The 16,505-nt window shown below is 72.2% G+C and carries 15 protein-coding genes; 9 read left to right on the plus strand and 6 right to left on the minus strand.

Going from position 1 to position 16,505, the window contains the following annotated elements; genetic code table 11:
- The first annotated feature begins 47 nt into the window (after positions 1-47).
- From DEJ50_RS18660 to DEJ50_RS18690, 7 genes are all read left to right on the plus strand, one after another.
- Positions 48-1,505, plus strand: a complete 1,458-nt coding sequence (locus tag DEJ50_RS18660; RefSeq protein WP_150209112.1) for a gluconokinase, GntK/IdnK-type — start codon at positions 48-50, stop codon at positions 1,503-1,505.
- Positions 1,506-1,585: 80 nt separating this feature from the next.
- Positions 1,586-2,494, plus strand: coding sequence for a cyclase family protein (locus tag DEJ50_RS18665; RefSeq protein ID WP_150212212.1), 909 nt, complete (start codon positions 1,586-1,588; stop codon positions 2,492-2,494).
- A gap of 59 nt (positions 2,495-2,553) precedes the next feature.
- Positions 2,554-4,143, plus strand: a complete 1,590-nt coding sequence (locus tag DEJ50_RS18670) for a GMC oxidoreductase (protein WP_150209113.1) — start codon at positions 2,554-2,556, stop codon at positions 4,141-4,143.
- Between the two features lie 128 nt (positions 4,144-4,271).
- Complete coding sequence (locus DEJ50_RS18675) at positions 4,272-5,111, plus strand: SDR family oxidoreductase (protein WP_150209114.1); 840 nt, start codon at positions 4,272-4,274, stop codon at positions 5,109-5,111.
- Positions 5,112-5,118: 7 nt separating this feature from the next.
- Complete coding sequence (locus tag DEJ50_RS18680; RefSeq protein WP_150209115.1) at positions 5,119-6,552, plus strand: cytochrome ubiquinol oxidase subunit I; 1,434 nt, start codon at positions 5,119-5,121, stop codon at positions 6,550-6,552.
- Positions 6,549-7,592 (plus strand): cytochrome d ubiquinol oxidase subunit II, encoded by a 1,044-nt coding sequence (locus DEJ50_RS18685; RefSeq protein WP_223837812.1) that lies wholly within the window; start codon positions 6,549-6,551, stop codon positions 7,590-7,592. Before DEJ50_RS18680 ends, DEJ50_RS18685 begins: the two co-directional genes overlap by 4 nt.
- A complete protein-coding gene (locus DEJ50_RS18690; protein WP_150209117.1) occupies positions 7,589-9,373 on the plus strand; it encodes a cation:proton antiporter in 1,785 nt (594 codons plus the stop codon). The genes DEJ50_RS18685 and DEJ50_RS18690 overlap by 4 nt, the downstream gene beginning before the upstream one ends.
- On the opposite strand, the gene DEJ50_RS18695 is transcribed toward DEJ50_RS18690, so the two are convergent.
- The gene (locus DEJ50_RS18695) at positions 9,345-11,195 is read right to left on the minus strand and encodes a glycoside hydrolase family 15 protein (RefSeq protein ID WP_150209118.1); all 1,851 of its coding nucleotides are present in this window, start codon (positions 11,193-11,195) and stop codon (positions 9,345-9,347) included. The genes DEJ50_RS18690 and DEJ50_RS18695 overlap by 29 nt on opposite strands.
- Before the next feature lie 74 nt (positions 11,196-11,269).
- Between DEJ50_RS18695 and DEJ50_RS18700 the strand changes: the two genes are divergently transcribed.
- On the plus strand, positions 11,270-12,574 hold the full coding sequence (locus tag DEJ50_RS18700; RefSeq protein ID WP_190344571.1) for a DUF2254 domain-containing protein: 1,305 nt from the start codon (positions 11,270-11,272) through the stop codon (positions 12,572-12,574).
- Between the two features lie 3 nt (positions 12,575-12,577).
- Here DEJ50_RS18700 and DEJ50_RS18705 read toward each other — a convergent pair whose 3' ends face one another.
- Complete coding sequence (locus tag DEJ50_RS18705; protein WP_150209119.1) at positions 12,578-13,339, minus strand: SDR family NAD(P)-dependent oxidoreductase; 762 nt, start codon at positions 13,337-13,339, stop codon at positions 12,578-12,580.
- 68 nt (positions 13,340-13,407) lie between these two features.
- Complete coding sequence (locus DEJ50_RS18710) at positions 13,408-13,743, minus strand: YnfA family protein (RefSeq protein WP_150209120.1); 336 nt, start codon at positions 13,741-13,743, stop codon at positions 13,408-13,410.
- 159 nt (positions 13,744-13,902) lie between these two features.
- On the opposite strand from DEJ50_RS18710, the gene DEJ50_RS18715 reads away from it, so the two are divergent.
- On the plus strand, positions 13,903-14,409 hold the full coding sequence (locus DEJ50_RS18715) for a hypothetical protein (RefSeq protein WP_150209121.1): 507 nt from the start codon (positions 13,903-13,905) through the stop codon (positions 14,407-14,409).
- A gap of 28 nt (positions 14,410-14,437) precedes the next feature.
- On the opposite strand, the gene DEJ50_RS18720 is transcribed toward DEJ50_RS18715, so the two are convergent.
- The 3 genes from DEJ50_RS18720 to DEJ50_RS18730 all read right to left on the minus strand — a co-directional run bounded on the left by DEJ50_RS18720 (position 14,438) and on the right by DEJ50_RS18730 (position 16,418).
- Positions 14,438-15,181, minus strand: a complete 744-nt coding sequence (locus DEJ50_RS18720) for a Mut7-C RNAse domain-containing protein (RefSeq protein WP_150209122.1) — start codon at positions 15,179-15,181, stop codon at positions 14,438-14,440.
- A 66-nt stretch (positions 15,182-15,247) separates the two neighbouring features.
- Complete coding sequence (locus DEJ50_RS18725; RefSeq protein ID WP_150209123.1) at positions 15,248-15,766, minus strand: GNAT family N-acetyltransferase; 519 nt, start codon at positions 15,764-15,766, stop codon at positions 15,248-15,250.
- Between the two features lie 16 nt (positions 15,767-15,782).
- On the minus strand, positions 15,783-16,418 hold the full coding sequence (locus DEJ50_RS18730) for a hypothetical protein (RefSeq protein ID WP_150209124.1): 636 nt from the start codon (positions 16,416-16,418) through the stop codon (positions 15,783-15,785).
- Positions 16,419-16,505: the final 87 nt, after the last annotated feature.

Here is a 16,505-nt window from a genome sequence, read left to right on the forward strand (position 1 = left end):
TGAAACCCGGTGCACTGTCCTGACGTCAGGGGAGAGGGGCTGCGGCAATGCTGCTCCTGATCGGTGTGGCCGGGTCGGGCAAGACCACGGTGGCGCGGCTCGTCGCGGACCGGCTCGGCTGGCCCTGGCGGGACGCGGACGAGTTCCACTCCCCGGCGAACCACGCCAAGATGGCCGCCGGCCAACCCCTCACGGACGTCGACCGCGGACCCTGGCTGGATGCCATCGCCGCCTGGATGGACCAGGAGATCGAGGCGCGCCGGCCGGCCGTCGTCACCTGTTCCGCGCTCAAGCGCGCCTACCGGGACCGGCTGCTGGCCGGGCGGCCCGGGGTCCGGCTGGTGTACCTGCACGGTTCGCCCGAGCTGATCCGGGCCCGGCTGGCCGCCCGGCAGGGCCATTTCTTCCCGGCCGGCCTGCTGGACAGCCAGTTCGCGGACCTGGAGGAACCGGGGCCGGACGAGCACCCCTGGGTGGTGGAGATCGACCGGTCGCCGGAGGACGTCGCCGACACCGTGCTGTCCTTGCTGGCCGCAGACGCCGAAGATGCCGAAGTCGCCGGGGAGGCCGGGGAAGCCGCCGCCTCGCCTACCGGCGAGCAGTGGCAGGTGCGGCACGGCGGGCAGCGTGCCGTGGTGGTCCAGCTGGGCGGGGCCCTGGCGCACTACGAGGCGGACGGCCGGGCGCTGCTGGACGGGTTCGGCCCCGGTTCGCCCATCACCGGCGGGCGGGGGCAGCTGCTGGTGCCCTGGCCCAACCGGCTGGGGGACGGCCGCTACCGCTTCGGCGGGCAGGACCTGCAACTCCCGCTGACCGAGCCGGAGAAGCACAATGCGATCCACGGACTGCTGCGCTGGACCCCGTGGCAGCTGCTCACCCGGACCGAGGACACGGTGCGGGTCGGCACCACGCTCTTCCCGCAGCCGGGATATCCGTTCCTGCTGGAGGTGGCCGCCGAGTACCGGCTGGGGCCCGGCGGGCTCGAGGTCGCCGTCTCCGCGGCCAACACCGGCGGCGTGCCCGCTCCGTACGGGGTGGGCCAGCACCCGTACCTGACGGTCGGCACCGACCTGGTCGACACCGCGCTGCTGACCGTCCCGGCCCGGTACCGGCTGCGCAGCGACGACCGGGGCATGCCGGCCGGGCAGGAGCCGGTCGAGGGCACTCCGTACGACTTCCGTACCGCCCGCCCCATCGGGGACCTCGCCCTGGACACCGCCTTCACCGGACTCGACCGCGATCCGGACGACGGCCGGGCCGTGGTCCGGCTGGCTCACCCGTCCGGGCTGCGAGGGGTCGACCTGTGGCTGGGCGAAGGCACCCGGTATGTGCAGGTGTACACCGGCGACACCCTGGCCGAGCCCGGCCGGCGGCGCCGCGGGGTCGCCGTGGAGGCCATGTCCTGTCCGGCGGACGCCTTCCGCAGCGGGACCGATCTCACCGTCCTGGAGCCGGGCGCCCGCCATGTGCTCCGGTGGGGGCTCACCCCCTGGGGGCCGTCATGACCGGCGGGCCCGGTACGGCCGGCGGGCCCGGTATGAGCGGCGGACCCGGTACGGCCGGCGGGGCCGGTATGGCCGGCCGGATGCCGGAGGACGAGTTCCGGGCGCTCTACCGGCGGCTGCGCGCTGCGGCGCAGACGGACGACCCGCGCGGAGCGCTCCGCCACCTGACCCCCGAGCGCATCGCGGCAGCCGCCGCCGGCGTCCGGCTCGGGCGGACGGTGTCGCTGGCCGCGCCGATCGAGACCCGGCCGGGCCCGGACAACCCGGTGCCCGCCGAGCACCGGATGACCGGGCCGGCCGCGGCGGAGGCCGGGGCGGCCGGGCTGCACTTCGCTCTCGACCGCATCGCCATGAACGTGCACGGGGACGCGGACAGCCACCTGGACGCGCTCTGCCATGTGCTCTTCGACGGGGAGCTGTACCACGGGGTGCCCGCGGGCACCGTGACGGCCGAGGGCGCCGGCCCGCTCTCCGTGGACCTGGTCAGGGACGGCATCGTCGGCCGCGGGGTGCTGCTGGACATCCCCCGGCTGCGCGGGGTGCCCTGGCTGGAGCCCGGCGACCAGGTCACCGCGGCCGATCTGGCCGCCGCCGAGGAGGCGCAGGGGGTCCGGGTGGGCCCCGGGGACCTGCTGTTGGTCCGGGTGGGCCACCGCCGCCGGCGCGGGGAGCTCGGCGCCTGGGACGCGGCGCGGGCGCGGGCGGGCCTCCATCCGTCGGCCCTGGACTTCCTGGCCGGGCGCAGGGTTGCGGTGCTGGGTTCGGACGGCAACAACGACACCGCGCCCAGTGTGGTGGCGGAAGTCGCCTTCCCGGTCCATGTGCTGGCCATGCACGCGATGGGCGTGCACCTGATGGACTACCTGCAGTTCGAGGAGCTGGCTCCGGTCTGTGCCGAGGCGGGCCGCTGGAGCTTCCTGTGTGTGGTCGCCCCGCTGCGGCTGCCCGGTGCCACCGGCTCCCCGGTGAACCCGATCGCCGTGCTGTGACCGGTCCGGTCGCCGATCACCCGGAGGGCGGATACGTTCGAAGAGGAGGGTGACTGGACATGGGCAACAGCGGAGACTTCCCCCGTTACGACGTGATCATCATCGGGACCGGCGCCGGCGGCGGGACCCTCGCCCACCGGCTGGCCCCCCCGGGCAAACGGATCCTCCTCATCGAGCGCGGCGGCTATCTGCCGCGCGAGCGGGACAACTGGGACTCCACCGCCGTGTTCGTCAAGGGCAAGTACCGGGCCCCGGAGTTCTGGTTCGACCGCACGGGCACCGAGTTCCCGCCCGAGGTGAACTACTACGTCGGCGGCAACACCAAGTTCTACGGCGCGGCCCTGTTCCGGCTGCGGCCGGAGGACTTCGGCGAACTGCGCCACCACGGCGGGCTCTCACCGGCCTGGCCGCTCCGGTACGAGGACCTGGAGCCGTACTACACCCAGGCCGAGCACCTCTACCTCGTCCACGGGCGGCACGGCGAGGACCCGGGCGAGGGCGCGGTGAGCGCCCAGTACGCCTTCCCGCCCGTCGAGCACGAGCCGCGCATCCAGCAGCTGAGCGACGACCTGGAGAAGCGCGGCCTGCACCCCTTCCACCTGCCGATCGGTGTCAACCTCAGCCAGGACGGCAACGGCGGGGCCACCCACGACAGCGTCTGCATCCGGTGCAACCGGGTGGACGGCTTCCCGTGTCTGGTGCGCGGCAAGTCCGATGCCGAGGTGATCTGTGTGGAGCCGGCCCTGCGGCACCCGAACGTGGAGCTGGTCACCGACACGCAGGTGGTCCGGCTGGAGACGGATGCGGCCGGCCGGAGCGTGGAGACGGTCGTCGGCCGGCTCGCCGACGGCTCGGAGGTCCGGTTCGCGGCGGACATCGTGGTCGTCTCCTGCGGGGCGGTCAACTCCGCGGCCCTGCTGCTGGCCTCGGCGAACGATCGGCATCCCGGCGGGCTGGCGAACAGCTCCGACGTCGTCGGCCGCCACTACATGCGGCACAACAACATGGCCCTGATGGCGGTGTCGAAGGAACCCAACGACACGCAGTTCCAGAAGACCCTGGCCCTGCACGACTGGTATCTCGGTGCGGACGACTGGGACTTCCCGCTGGGCGGTATCCAGATGCTGGGCAAGTCGGACGCCGAGCAGATCCACGGCGAGGCCCCGCGGTGGGCGGGGGCGGTCACCCCGGACATGCCGTTCGAGGTGCTGGCGCACCACGCCGTCGACTTCTGGCTGTGCGGCGAGGACCTGCCGCTGCCCGGCAACCGGGTCACCCTGGACGGTGACGGCCGGATCCACCTTGCGCTCGACGAGAAGAACAACACCGAGGGCCTGAAGCGGCTCCGGCACAAGCTCCAGTCCATGCTCGGCCATCTGGGCATGCACGAACACCATCTGCTGCCCCACAGCATCTACCTGCACAAGGGCATGCCGATCGGGGCCACCGCTCACCAGGCGGGCACCGTGCGCTTCGGCACCGACCCGGCCGCCTCCGCCCTGGACCTCAACTGCAAGGCCCACGACCTCGACAACCTCTATGTGGTCGACACGAGCTTCTTCCCGAGCATCGGCGCGGTCAACCCGTCCCTGACGGCCATCGCCAACGCCCTGCGGGTCGGCGACCACCTGCTGGCCCGGCTCGGCTGACGGCCGGCCCTGCCTTCGCCCGACGGGGGCCGACGGTCGGCCCCCGTCGGGCGAAGATGCTGCGCCAGGCGGCCGAACGGCGGCTCGCCGCAGCTGCCGCCCGCCCCGGCCGGTGGTTGCGTGACCGTATGAATTCCACCGTGGACGCACCCCGCAGTGCGCTTCCGGCACAGTTGCTGAAGGGCCAGAAGGCACTCGTCACCGGAGCCAATTCGGGGATCGGCATGGCCACCGCCATCGGGCTCGGCCGGGCCGGCGCCGATGTGGTGGTGAACTACGTGGCCGACCCCGACGCCGCCGGGAAGGTGGTCGAGGAGATCTCCTCCTTCGGGGTGCGCGCGGCGGCGTACCAGGCGGACGTGTCCCAGGAAGACCAGGTCACGGCCATGGTGGGCCGGATGGTCGAGGAGTTCGGGACGATCGACATCATGGTGGCCAACGCCGGCATGCAGCGCGACGCCCGGTTCACCGAGATGACCCTCGGGCAGTGGCAGAAGGTCATCGACGTCAACCTGACCGGGCAGTTCCTGTGCGCCCGGGAGGCGACCAAGGAGTTCCGGCGGCGCGGGGTCGTCCCCGCGGTGTCCCGCTCCGCCGGAAAGATCATCTGCATGAGTTCGGTGCACCAGCTGATCCCCTGGGCGGGCCATGTGAACTACGCGGCCTCCAAGGGCGGGGTGCTGATGATGATGGAGACCCTGGCCCAGGAGCTCGCACCGGAGAAGATCCGGGTGAACGCCGTCGCCCCCGGGGCGATCAAGACCCCGATCAACCGCAGTGCCTGGGAGACCCCCGAGGCCCGGAAGGACCTGCTGACGCTGATCCCGTACGACCGGATCGGCGATCCGGAGGACATCGCCAACGCCGTGGTCCTCCTCGCCTCCGACCTCATGGACTACGTGATCGGGACCACCCTCTACGTCGACGGCGGGATGACCCTGTTCCCGGGCTTCGCCACCGGCGGCTGACCTGCACATGCACACGTCAGTCCAGCTGCTGGCGGACGCCCCGCCCCAACTGCTGCCGGCCCGGGAGCTCATGGCCTTCACCCTGGCCTCGCACATCATCCTGGTGCCGCTGGGTGTCGCCCTGCCCTTCATCACCCTCGTGATGCACTACCGCGGTCTCCGCCGCCAGGATCCGGCCGCCCTGCTGCTGGCGCGGCGGTGGTCGGCCGTCATGGCCGTGCAGTTCGCCGTCGGCGTGGTCACCGGCACCGTGCTCTCCTTCGAGTTCGGCCTGCTCTGGCCGGGTCTGATGGGCCGCTGGGGCGATGTCTTCGGGATCGGGTTCGGGGTCGAGGCCTGGGCGTTCTTCCTCGAAGCGGTGCTCATCGCCATCTACCTCTACGGCTGGCGGCGACTGAAGCCCCGTACCCACTTCCTGCTGGGGCTGCCGCTGCCGGCCGCCGCGCTGCTCGGGGCGTTCGGCATCCTGGCCGCCAACTCCTGGATGAACACCCCGCGGGGGTTCTCGCTCGACTCCGAGGGCAACCCGGTCGACGTGAACGTCTGGAAGGCGATCTTCACCCCGATGTTCGGGCCCCAGTACTGGCACTTCGTCGTGGCCATGGTGCTGACCGCGGGCTATGTGGTGGCCGGCGTCTACGCCGTGGGCTGGCTGCGCGGGCGCCGGGACCACTACCACCGGCTCGGCTTCGCCGTCCCCTTCACCATCGCCGCGGTGGCCACCCCGGTGCAGTTCGTCCTCGGCGACTCCATCGCCCGGCAGGTGTTCCACAAGCAGCCGGTGAAGTTCGCCGCCCTGGAGATCGTCTGGGAGACCGACACCCACGTCCCGGAGTACCTGTTCGGCCGGATGCACCCGGACGGGTCCGTCTCGGGCGGCATCAAGATCCCCCAGCTCGATTCCATCCTGGCGGGGTTCAGCCCGGACACCAAGGTGATCGGACTGAGCTCGGTACCGGCGGACGCACGGCCGACGGCCACTCAGGCGACCATCGCCCACTGGGCCTTCGACCTCATGGTCGTGATCGGGTCCGTGCTGGTGCTGCTCGCCCTCTGGTACGGCCTGGTCTGGCTGCGGCACCGGCGGTTGCCCGAATCCCGCTGGTTCTACCGCGGCGCGGCCTGCGCGGGCGTCGCCTCCGTGGTGGCCGTCGAATGCGGCTGGATCGCCACCGAGGTGGGACGCCAGCCCTGGATCGTCTACGAGAACATGCGGGTCGCCGAGGCGGTGACCGCGACCCGCTCCGAGACCCTGTGGATCATGCTCGGGCTGGTGATCGTGGTGTACGTGTTCATCTTCGGCTCGCTCCTGGCCGTCCTGCTGAAAATGCGGACCCGATGGCGGCGCGCCGACGAACAGCAGGCGGCGGAGGAGCCGGCCGAGCCGCCGGAGGCGGACACCCCCTACGGGCCGCGGTCCGAGACGGCGGGGCGGCCGTGACCGCCGACCTCATCGCCGCGGTGCTGCTGCTGGCCGTGGCCGCGTACGCCTGCGCGGGAGGCACCGACTACGGGGCCGGGTTCTGGGACCTGACCGCCGGCGGAGCCGAACGGGGCAAACGGCCCCGGTGGCTGATCGACCACGCCATGGCCCCCGTGTGGGAGGTCAACAACGTCTGGCTGATCTTCGTCTTCGTCATCATGTGGACCGGGTTCCCGGTGCTGTTCCAGACCGTGTTCTCGGCGATGTGGCTCCCGCTGGCGCTGGCTGCCATCGGGCTGGTCCTGCGCGGGGCCGGCTTCGCCTTCCGCAAGCCCGCCCGGCGGCTGGCCGGCCGGCGCCTCTACGGTGCCGTGTTCGCCGTGGCCTCGCTGCTCACCCCGTTCTTCCTGGGTGCGGCCGTCGGCGGGGTCGCCTCGGGCCGGGTGGCGCCCGGCACCGAGGCCTCGGCGGAGGCCTGGTCCAACCCGACCTCCCTGATGTTCGGGCTGATCGCCATCGCGGCCACGGCCTTCCTCGGCGCGGTGTTCCTCACCGGGGACGCCCGCCGGTTCGGTGCGCCCGACCTGGTCGGCTACTTCCGCCGGCGGGCGCTGGCCAGTCTGGTCGTCCTCACCGCATGGGCCGCGCTCACCCTCGTCATCACCCGGGAAGACGCCCCCCATGTGTGGCACGGGCTCACCCACGGCCCGGGCCTCGCCCTCGTCATCGTGGCCGGGGCCGCCGCGCTCGCCACCGCCTGGCTGCTCCTGCGGACCTCCGGCAGAGGGGCCCGTTTCACCGCCGTCGGGGTCGTCGGGGCCGCCGTCCTCGCCTGGGGCACGGCCCAGCGCCCCTACCTCATCCCCACCTCGCTGACCGTGGCCGAGGCCGCCGGGGCGCCGGCCACGCTGACCTGGCTGGCCTTCGTCACGCTGGTGGCCCTGCTGGTCGTCGTACCGGCCGTGGTGTTCCTGTACTGGCTGGACACCCACGGCGAACTGGAAGAACTCACCGATGCCGAACTCCGGTCGGGCGATACGGGAGAGAAGCCGGGGTGACCGAGGACGAGATCCTGTCCGGACTCGCCCTGATGCTGGTACTCGCCACCGGCTCGCAGATCCTGGCGAGCAAGCTGCACGTCCCCGCCCTGATCGTGCTGCTGCCCGTCGGCTTCACCGCCGGCGCCCTCACCGATGTCGTCAACCCCCACCAGCTGGCGGGGCAGAACTTCTCCGCCCTGGTGTCGCTGGCCGTGGCGGTGATCCTCTACGACGCCGGGCTCGGACTCGACCTGCGCAAACTGACCGGCCGCACCCGCTGGATCGTGGGCAGACTGCTGGTGCTCGGGGTGCTGCTCACGTTCTTCACCACCGCGTCCGTCTCCCCGGTGCTGTTCGGCGTCCCGCTGAGCGTGGCGGCGATGCTCGCCGTGATCCTGGTGGTCTCCGGGCCGACCGTGGTGGGACCGCTGCTCGAATACGTGAAGCCGTCCGACCGGGTGCGGCGCATCCTGATCTGGGAAGGGACGCTGACCGACCCGATCGGCGGCATCCTCGGCGCACTCGTCTTCCACGCCATCGTCAGCAGCCAGGGGGCCGCGATCGGCCACGGCCGCCAGGTGGGGCAGTTCACCATCAGTCTGGCCGTCGGCCTGGCCGGCGGAGCCGTGGGCACGGCGGTGCTGTGGTTCACGCTGCGCACCCTGCGGCTCGGCGAGACCCTGGGCACCCTGGCGCAGCTGGCCACCGTGGTCGCCGTCTCGGCCGGCTGCGACATCGTCCGGGACGACACGGGTCTGATCGCCGCGATCGTCACGGGACTGGCCGTCACCAACATCCCCGGCTTCGACATGCCCGCCCGGCGCCCGTTCTTCGAAACCCTGGTCCAGCTGATCATCGGGGTGCTGTTCGTCTCGATCTCCGCCACCGTCACCCCGGCGTCCCTGGTGCCGGTGCTCCTGCCCGCGCTGCTCCTGATCGCGATCCTGGTGCTGGTGGTCCGTCCGGTGGTCGCCTTCCTGGCGACCACGCACTCCGGACTGAGCCCGGGGGAGCGGGCCTTCACCGGCTGGATGGCCCCGCGCGGCATCGTCGCCGCCGCCACCGCCTCGACGTTCACCGCCGGCCTGGTCGCGCAGGGAGTGGACGGAGCCGGCGACATCCTTCCGGTCACCTTCCTGGTGATCGTGGGAACCGTCCTGCTGTACGCGCTGACCGCGGCGCCGGTGGCCCGCCGGCTGGGCGTGGTCGAGCCCGCCGGCACCCGGCTCCTGCTGGTGGGCGGAGCGCCGTGGCTGGTCGACCTGGGCCGGGCCCTGCGGTCCGCCGGGCTCGACGTACTGATGTGGGCCGGGCTGGACGAGGAGCGGGACCGGATCGAGGCGGCGGGGATCGGCCTGGCCACGGGGGACCTGCTGGCCACCGCCGCCAACCCCGGGGCCCGGCTGGAAGGGGTGACGGCCGTCTTCCTGGCCACCGAGGACGACGATTTCAACGCCCTCGCCTCGGTCGTGCTCCAGGACAGCGTCGAAGGGCATGTGTACCGGGTCGGGCCGCCCCAGCGCAGCCACGGGGTCGTCGCCCCCTACACCGGCAGCGACATCCTCTTCGGCGGTGCCCTGGTCCGGCACGTGCTGGCCGAGCGCCACGAGGGCGGCGCCCGGTTCGTGGTCCAGCCCGCCTCGGTGCCCCGGCCGCCGGAACACGAGACGCTGTTCGTGCTGCGCGAGGACCGCCGGCTGGAGCCGGTCACCGAGCAGCACCGGGTCACACCGGAGGAGGGCGACAGCGTGGTGCTGCTCGTCCCGGCCGCTACCCCCCGCCCGGGCGGAGCCGGTTGAGGGTCGCGTCCAGGGTGATCGCGGCATCGATCAGCGCGAGGTGGGTGAAGGCCTGCGGGAAGTTGCCCAGCTGCCGTCCCGTCAGGTCGATCTCCTCGGAGTACAGGCCGAGGTGGTTGGCGTACGTGAGCATCTTCTCCAGCGCCAGCCGGGCCTGATCGGTCCGCCCGGCCCGGGCGAGGGCGTCGACGTACATGAACGAGCAGAGCGAGAAGGTGCCTTCGGAGCCGCGCAGTCCGTCGGGCGAGGCCTCCGGGTTGTAGCGGTAGACCAGGGAGTCGGTGACCAGCTCCCGGTCCATCGCGTCCAGGGTGGACTTCCACATCGGGTCGTCGGGGGTGATGAAACCCACCGTCGGCATCCGCAGCAGCGCGGAGTCGAGCACATCGCTGCCGTAGTGCTGCACGAAGGCCTTGCGGTCCGGATCCCAGCCCCGGGCCAGGACCTGCTCGTAGATCGCGTCGCGCTCGGACGCCCAGCGTTCGGTGGCCGCCGGCCGGCCGCTGGCGGCGGCCAGCCGCAGCGCGCGGTCGAAGGCGACCCAGGACATCACCCGGCCGTAGGTGAAGTCCTGCCGGCCGCCGCGGGTCTCCCACAGCCCCTCGCCCGGTTGGTCCCAGTGGTCGACCAGCCAGTCGAGGATGGTGTGCAGGGACATCCAGCCGCGGTGATCGAGCTGGATCCCGCGCTGGTGCGCGAAGTAGATGCTGTCCAACGCCTCCCCGTAGATGTCCAGTTGCAGTTGGGTCGCGGCTCCGTTGCCGATGCGTACGGGGGCGGAGCGCTGGTAGCCCTCCCAGTGCTCGAGGGTCTCCTCGAACAGGTCGGAGGAGCCGTCGACCCGGTACATGATGTTCAGCGGCCCGGTACCGGAGCCGTCGTCGCCGGCCTTCTCCCTCACCCGGTCGCGCAGCCAGCCGATGAACGCCGTCGCCTCCTCCTTGAAGCCCAGACCCAGCAGGGCGTACACGGAGAAGGAGGCGTCGCGGATCCAGGTGAACCGGTAGTCCCAGTTGCGTTCGCCGCCCAGCTGTTCCGGCAGGCCCGCGGTGGGGGCGGCGACCAGCGCGCCGCTCGGCGCATAGGTCATCAGTTTCAGGGTCACGGCGGAGCGTTCCACCGCCTCGCGCCAGCGTCCCGAGTATCCCGACTGCCGCAGCCACGACCGCCAGTAGCGGACCGTCTCCTCGAAGAGCTGCTGGAACTCCGCCAGGCGGATGGAGTGGGGCGGCCCGTCGGGCGCGGACTCCAGGACCAGGCCGCGTTGTTGGCCCGCCTCCAGGGTCAGGGTGAAGCGGACGTCCTTGTCGCCCGAGAGCAGGTTCAGCAGCCGCTTGTCTCCCGGCTCGCGGACGGCGTGGACGGTCAGGTTCAGGTCCTCGGAGGTGAACACCGCCCCGTGCTCGGTGAGATGGAGGCCATGGGGTTTGCGGCCGTAGTCGAACCGCGGGGCGATGTCCACCTCGAAGGTCATGCTGCCGCGCACACAGCGCAGCATCCGGATCAGCCGGTGGCGGTCCGTTGCCGTGGTCCCGGTCACCGGCATGAAGTCGACGACCTCGCCCGCCCCGGCCTCGGTCATGAAACGCGTCACCAGGATGGCGGAATCGGGAAGGTACATCTGTTTGGTCGCGAATTCTTCGACGGACGGCCTGACCCTGAAATAGCCGCCCTTTTCCCGGTCGAGCAGGGCGCCGAACACACTGGGCGAATCGAATCGCGGACAGCAGAACCAGTCGATCGTCCCGTCGGTGCTCACGAGGGCCGCGGTCTGGAGGTCGCCTATCAGCCCGTGGTTTTCGATCAGCGGGTAGTCGTCCATTCGACCAGCTTAGGCGCGGAAATCCCGTGTGGTCCTGCCGAGCGGATCCGGGCGGCCGGCCCTACTGTGTTCCCATGGTGTCCTGGGCGGCCAGGTTCAGGCTGCGGCAGTACGCGAAGGCAAGCCTGTGGATGGTGCCGCTGGTCGGGCTGGTCCTCGGAGTCGTGCTCGCCGAATGGGCGATGAGCGTGGACGGCGCGGGCTGGATGCCGAGCGGCTGGGATTATTCCGCCAGTACGGCGAGCGGCGTGCTCAGTGCAATTGTCGGGGCAATGGTGGCGCTGCTCGGATTCGTGGTGACCATCGGTGTTCTCGTGGTCCAGCAGGCGACCGGAACCCTTTCCCCGCGCTATATGCGACTGTGGTACCGGGACCGGCTGCAAAAGGCCGTGCTGGCGACCTTCACCGGGACGTTCGCCTTTTCCTTTTCCCTGTTGCGCAGCATCGAGCAGGATTCCGTTCCCGATCTCGGGGTCACGCTGGCCGGTGTTGCGGTGGCCGTGAGCCTGCTGCTCCTGCTCGTCTATCTCAACCGGTTCACCCACAACCTCCGGCCCGTGGCCATCGCCGATCTGGTCGGACGCATGGGGGAGGGCATGTTCCTGGAGGGGGCTGCGGTGCTCCGCGGGGCGGCACCGCGCGAGGGTGCGTCCGTACCGGCTGGGGGGCCTTCCGGGGGGCCGGTGGCCGAGGTGCGGTGCGGACGCGGGGGCGCCATCCAGGCCTTCCATGTGGCCGGGCTGCTGGCCGAGGCGGAGCGCCACGACTGCGTGTTCGTGGTGACCCACCTGATCGGGGACTCCGTACCGCCTGGCGCCGTGCTCGTCGAGGTCCACGGCGGCGGCCACGTTGGCGGCAGGCCGGCGCCCGATCCGGAGCGGGTGATGGGGCTGGTGGCTCTCGGGGCCGAGCGCACCATCGAGCAGGATCCCGCCTTCGCCCTGAGGATCCTCGTCGACATCGCCATCCGGGCCCTGTCGCCGGCGGTGAACGACCCCACGACGGCGGTGCAAGTGCTCAACCACATCGAGTCGTTCCTGCACGTGGCGGGCAACGGCCGGCTGCCCGGCCGCCATGTGCTGGCCGACGGCCGGGGCCGGCCGCGGCTGGTGGTGCCCGGGCGCGACTGGGAGGCCTACCTGCAGCTCGCCGTCTGCGAGATCCGTGAGTACGGGGCCTCCTCCGTGCAGATCTGCCGCCGGCTGCGCGCCCTGCTCGAAGGCCTGCTCGACACCGTGCCGCCGGACCACCGGCAGGCGGTCCGGGCGGAGTTGGCGCTGCTCCGGGAGTCGGTGGAGCGGGGGTTCGCCGACCCCGCCCGGCGCGCCATCGCCGACCGGGCGGACCGGCAGGGCATCGGCGGCCGGGCGCGCACCTGACGGTCAGAGCTCGCGGTGGACCTTGGTGTTCGAGGCCTGGGCGCGCGGGCGGACCACCAGCAGGTCGATGTTGACGTGGCTGGGACGGGTCACCGCCCAGGTGATGGTGTCGGCCACGTCGTCGGCGGTGAGGGGTTCGGCCACGCCCGCGTAGACCTTCGCCGCCTTGTCGGTGTCGCCGCGGAAGCGGGTGGTGGCGAACTCCTCGGTCTTCACCATGCCGGGGGCGATCTCGATGACCCGGACCGGCCGGCCGACGATCTCCAGGCGGAGGGTCTCGGCGAGGACACGGGCGCCGTTCTTGGCGGCGACGTAGCCGGCGCCGCCCTCGTACGTGGCGTGCCCGGCCGTGGAGGACAGGATGACCACCGTGCCGTCGCCGGAGGCGTCCAGCGCGGGCAGCAGGGCCTGGGTCATGTGGAGCGTGCCGAGGACGTTGACCTCGTACATGGTGCGCCAGTCGGCGGGGTCGCCGGTGGCGACCGGTTCGGCGCCCAGTGCCCCGCCCGCATTGTTGACCAGCAGGTCGCAGCGGTCCAGGGAGGCGGCGAGGGCGTCCACGGCGGCCCGGTCGGTGACGTCCAGGGTCTGTGCGGCGGCGGAGTGGCCGGCCGCGCGCAGCTCCTCGGCGAGCGCCTCGATGCGGTCCTTGCGGCGGGCCGTGAGGACCACGTGGTACCCGGCGGCGGCGAGCCGGCGGGCGGTGGCCGCGCCGATGCCGCTGCTGGCTCCGGTGACGACTGCGGTACGGGTGGCCGTGCTCATGTGCGGAGCTCCTCGTATGGACGTACGTACGGTGTGCGTTCCGGCCAGGATAGGCAGGCCGGCAGGCGTCAGCGCCCGCGCGGGACGTACATGATCACGGCCATGCCGGCCAGGCAGATCAGCGCGCCGGTCACGTCCCAGCGGTCCGGGCGGTAGCCGTCCGCGACCATGCCCCAGGCGAGCGAACCGGCGACGAAGACCCCGCCGTACGCGGCGAGGATGCGGGCGAAGTCGCCCTCCGGCTGGAGGGTGGCCGCGAAGCCGTAGAGGCCGAGGGCGATGGCTCCGGCGCCGATCCAGATCCAGCCCCGGTGTTCGCGCACGCCCTGCCAGACGAGCCAGGCACCGCCGATCTCCAGGAGGGCGGCGAGGGCGAACAGGGCGGCGGAACGGAAGATCAGCATGTCCGGAAGGGTCCCATGCCGGGGGGACGGGGTGCCGGGGCCGGGATGCCGGGCCGAGGTGGCGGGCCGGGGTGCCGGGGGCGTGCAGATGGCCGTCGCCCCGCCCTCGTTCGTGTGATGGTCCGACTGTGTGCCCGGGTGGCCGGTTACCTTCCGCGTGTGGAGGTGGTGGCGGTGGTGCGTCGTGGTGTCGTACGGAGAGCAGTGGCGGCCGGGTCGGCCGCGCTGGCCGTGGTGCTCGTGGCCGGGGCCGCGGGAACGGCCGGCGCGGCCGGGGGCGGACCGGAGGCGGATGTGGCCTATCACGGCCGGGTGTCCCTGGCCGCGGGCCGCCTCGGCATCCTGCTGATCCCGGAGAACCAGGGTCCCGCCGCCCTGCCCACCGCCACCCTCCGGCTCCGGCTGTCGGCCGAACTCGCCGACCGGCAGCCGCTTGTCGAGGGCTGCGCCCGGGCCGGCCTGCGCGAGGTGGTGTGCGAGACGGGCGCGCTGCCCGAGCACGGGCACGGCCGGCACATCGGGCTTGCGCTGCGGCTGAAGGAACGGCCGTCCGAGGTCACCCTGCGGATCGACACCTGGTGGAACGGCGGCGCGACCGACCGGAACGTGCACAACAACCGGCATGTGGTGCTGGCGCTGGACACCGGGGACGTCTACGCCTTCTGAGCCACCGGGGTGGCATGGCGCGGGAGCCTCAGACGGAGGCTCCCGGCGCGTTGCCGAACTCCTCGACCGCCTCCGAGACGATCCGCTCCAGGCGGGCGTGGTGGGCACCCCGCCAGTAGACGCGCTCGCAGTCGGTGCACTGGGCGAAGACGTCGTACGAGCGGTGCGTGCCGCCTTCGAGGCGGTCGCCGACGGAGTCCTTGTCGGCGGCGTGCAGCGGGCCGTTGCACGCCGTGCAGCGGGTCCAGGGCTCCAGGCGGGGTGCGAAGCGGCCCAGGACGTCGCGGAGTTGGTCGTCCGGGCGGTCGCTGTAGATGTACGCGCCGGCCCAGATCTCGCGGCGGCGCAGCAGCCCGCGGTCACGGGAGAGCAGCACCCGGCGCTCCGCGGCGGAGCGGGTGGCCAGGGCGGGGTCGCCGATGTCCTCGTTCTCGTAGGCCGCGTCGACACCCAGGAGCCGGAGGCGGCGGGCGAGCGTGCCGAGGTGGACGTCGAGCAGGAAGCGGAGCGGCGCGCCGGGGACCTCCTGGGGGCGGCTGACCCCCTGCACCTCGATGTGCTGCCCGGCCCGGGGCACGTAGGAGACGGGCACCTCCAGGCCGTCGACGAGGAGCCGCCCGACCTCGGTGAGCGGAACCCCGGCGGATTCGACGACATGGCCGAGGCTGGAGGCGCCGTCGGTCGGGGTCGGAATGCGGTCGGCGCGCCGGCTGGGCGGGGCGAAGAGGCGCAGCTCAGGGGCGAGGGTGAGGTGAATGTCTGGTCCGTTCACGAACCCCAGCATGCCATTGGCCGTGCCGCCGGGCGGACCGGTTTTCCGGGTTCCGACGCCCCTGCGTCAGCGGAGCGGGTGGTGCCAGTCGTTGCTGCGGTGGTTCGTGCCCCGGTACTCGAAGGTTGTTTCGCCCAGGAGTTCGAAGCCCGCGTTGCGGCAGACCGCGTTCGAGGCGGCGTTGTCGATGCCCGGGAAGGCGTGCAGGTGCGGGCGGGTGCCATGGGTGCGGGCGTGGGCGATCAGGGAGGTCACCGCCGCCAGCGCCAGGCCGCGGCCCTGGAACTCGGGCCGGATGCCCCAGCCCGTCTCGTACACGGGTTCGTCCTGCCAGTCGCGCTCCCAGAAGCCGACCGTTCCGACGGGCTCGCCGCCATCCGCCGGGATCACCATGAACATCCGGCCGGCGGCCGGCTCGCGGGCGCTCAGCGCCAGGTACCGGCGGTGCCGGTCGGCGAGCTGTTCGTCGGTTTCCGGGCCTCCGAGGAACCGGGTCATCGCGGGCGAGTTGTTCTGCCGCAGCAGCAGGACGAAGTCCTCGCCCTCGGCCCACGGGATCAGCTGTACGGCCGGCTTCGTGTCCATGGGCACGACCTTACGGTCAGGGCCAGACCAGGCAGTACGGCTGGTGGCCCGCCTCGTGCAGGCGGAGGGAGAAGTCCTGCCACTCGTGGAGCAGCTGGTAGATGTTGAACGCGTCGCTCGGGCCGCCCCGGTCCGGCACCGTGGACCAGATGAAGGCCGCCGCGCCCACCGATTCCTCGCCGAGGTCGCGGAGCGGCTCGACCACCGTCATGGGGAGCTTCACCACCGCGTAGTCGGGGTGCAGGACCACCAGCTCCAGCGGCGGCACCTTGTGCAGGGGTATGCCCTCGATGCCGGTCAGGACCATGGCGGCCATCGTCTCCGGCTTGATCTTGGTGAACAGGCCGCCCATGCCGAGTTCGTCGCCGCCGAGCTCCTCCGGCCGCATGGTGACCGGGACCCGCGCGGCCGTGGCGCCGTCCGGGGCGCCGAAGTATTTGTACGTCACACCCATGCCGCGGCCCCCGACGCCGCCGTCCTCGCCATCGGCTGCGTCGGCGGACGAGGCTGCGTTCGGGCTCGGCGCCGGTTCGGCCGAACCGCGCCGGTGCTTGCCGCCGCGACGGCGGGCCTGGCGGGCCTCCCGGGCTTCGCGGGCGCGCTGCGGGTCGAGGCCGTCCGTACCCTCGCCCGGTCCACCACCGCGTTGCATATCTCCACCCGACTGGTCTTGCCTGCGCCTGCCCCGGCCCCGTGGCCCCCGCCACGCAGCCCGATCATCATGGCAGTGACCTCCCCC

The organism is Streptomyces venezuelae, assembly GCF_008642295.1.
In the GTDB taxonomy this organism is placed as follows: Bacteria; Actinomycetota; Actinomycetes; order Streptomycetales; family Streptomycetaceae; genus Streptomyces; species Streptomyces venezuelae_C.

Bases quoted from the DNA above. Each gene is read 5' to 3' on its own strand.
- DEJ50_RS18660 (WP_150209112.1), top strand. From the start codon at position 48: ATGCTGCTCCTGATCGGTGTGGCCGGGTCGGGCAAGACCACGGTGGCG.
- DEJ50_RS18665 (WP_150212212.1), top strand. From the start codon at position 1,586: ATGCCGGAGGACGAGTTCCGGGCGCTCTACCGGCGGCTGCGCGCTGCG.
- DEJ50_RS18670 (WP_150209113.1), top strand. From the start codon at position 2,554: ATGGGCAACAGCGGAGACTTCCCCCGTTACGACGTGATCATCATCGGG.
- DEJ50_RS18675 (WP_150209114.1), top strand. From the start codon at position 4,272: ATGAATTCCACCGTGGACGCACCCCGCAGTGCGCTTCCGGCACAGTTG.
- DEJ50_RS18680 (WP_150209115.1), top strand. From the start codon at position 5,119: ATGCACACGTCAGTCCAGCTGCTGGCGGACGCCCCGCCCCAACTGCTG.
- DEJ50_RS18695 (WP_150209118.1), bottom strand. From the start codon at position 11,195: ATGGACGACTACCCGCTGATCGAAAACCACGGGCTGATAGGCGACCTC.
- DEJ50_RS18700 (WP_190344571.1), top strand. From the start codon at position 11,270: ATGGTGTCCTGGGCGGCCAGGTTCAGGCTGCGGCAGTACGCGAAGGCA.
- DEJ50_RS18705 (WP_150209119.1), bottom strand. From the start codon at position 13,339: ATGAGCACGGCCACCCGTACCGCAGTCGTCACCGGAGCCAGCAGCGGC.
- DEJ50_RS18710 (WP_150209120.1), bottom strand. From the start codon at position 13,743: ATGCTGATCTTCCGTTCCGCCGCCCTGTTCGCCCTCGCCGCCCTCCTG.
- DEJ50_RS18725 (WP_150209123.1), bottom strand. From the start codon at position 15,766: ATGGACACGAAGCCGGCCGTACAGCTGATCCCGTGGGCCGAGGGCGAG.
- DEJ50_RS18730 (WP_150209124.1), bottom strand. From the start codon at position 16,418: ATGCAACGCGGTGGTGGACCGGGCGAGGGTACGGACGGCCTCGACCCG.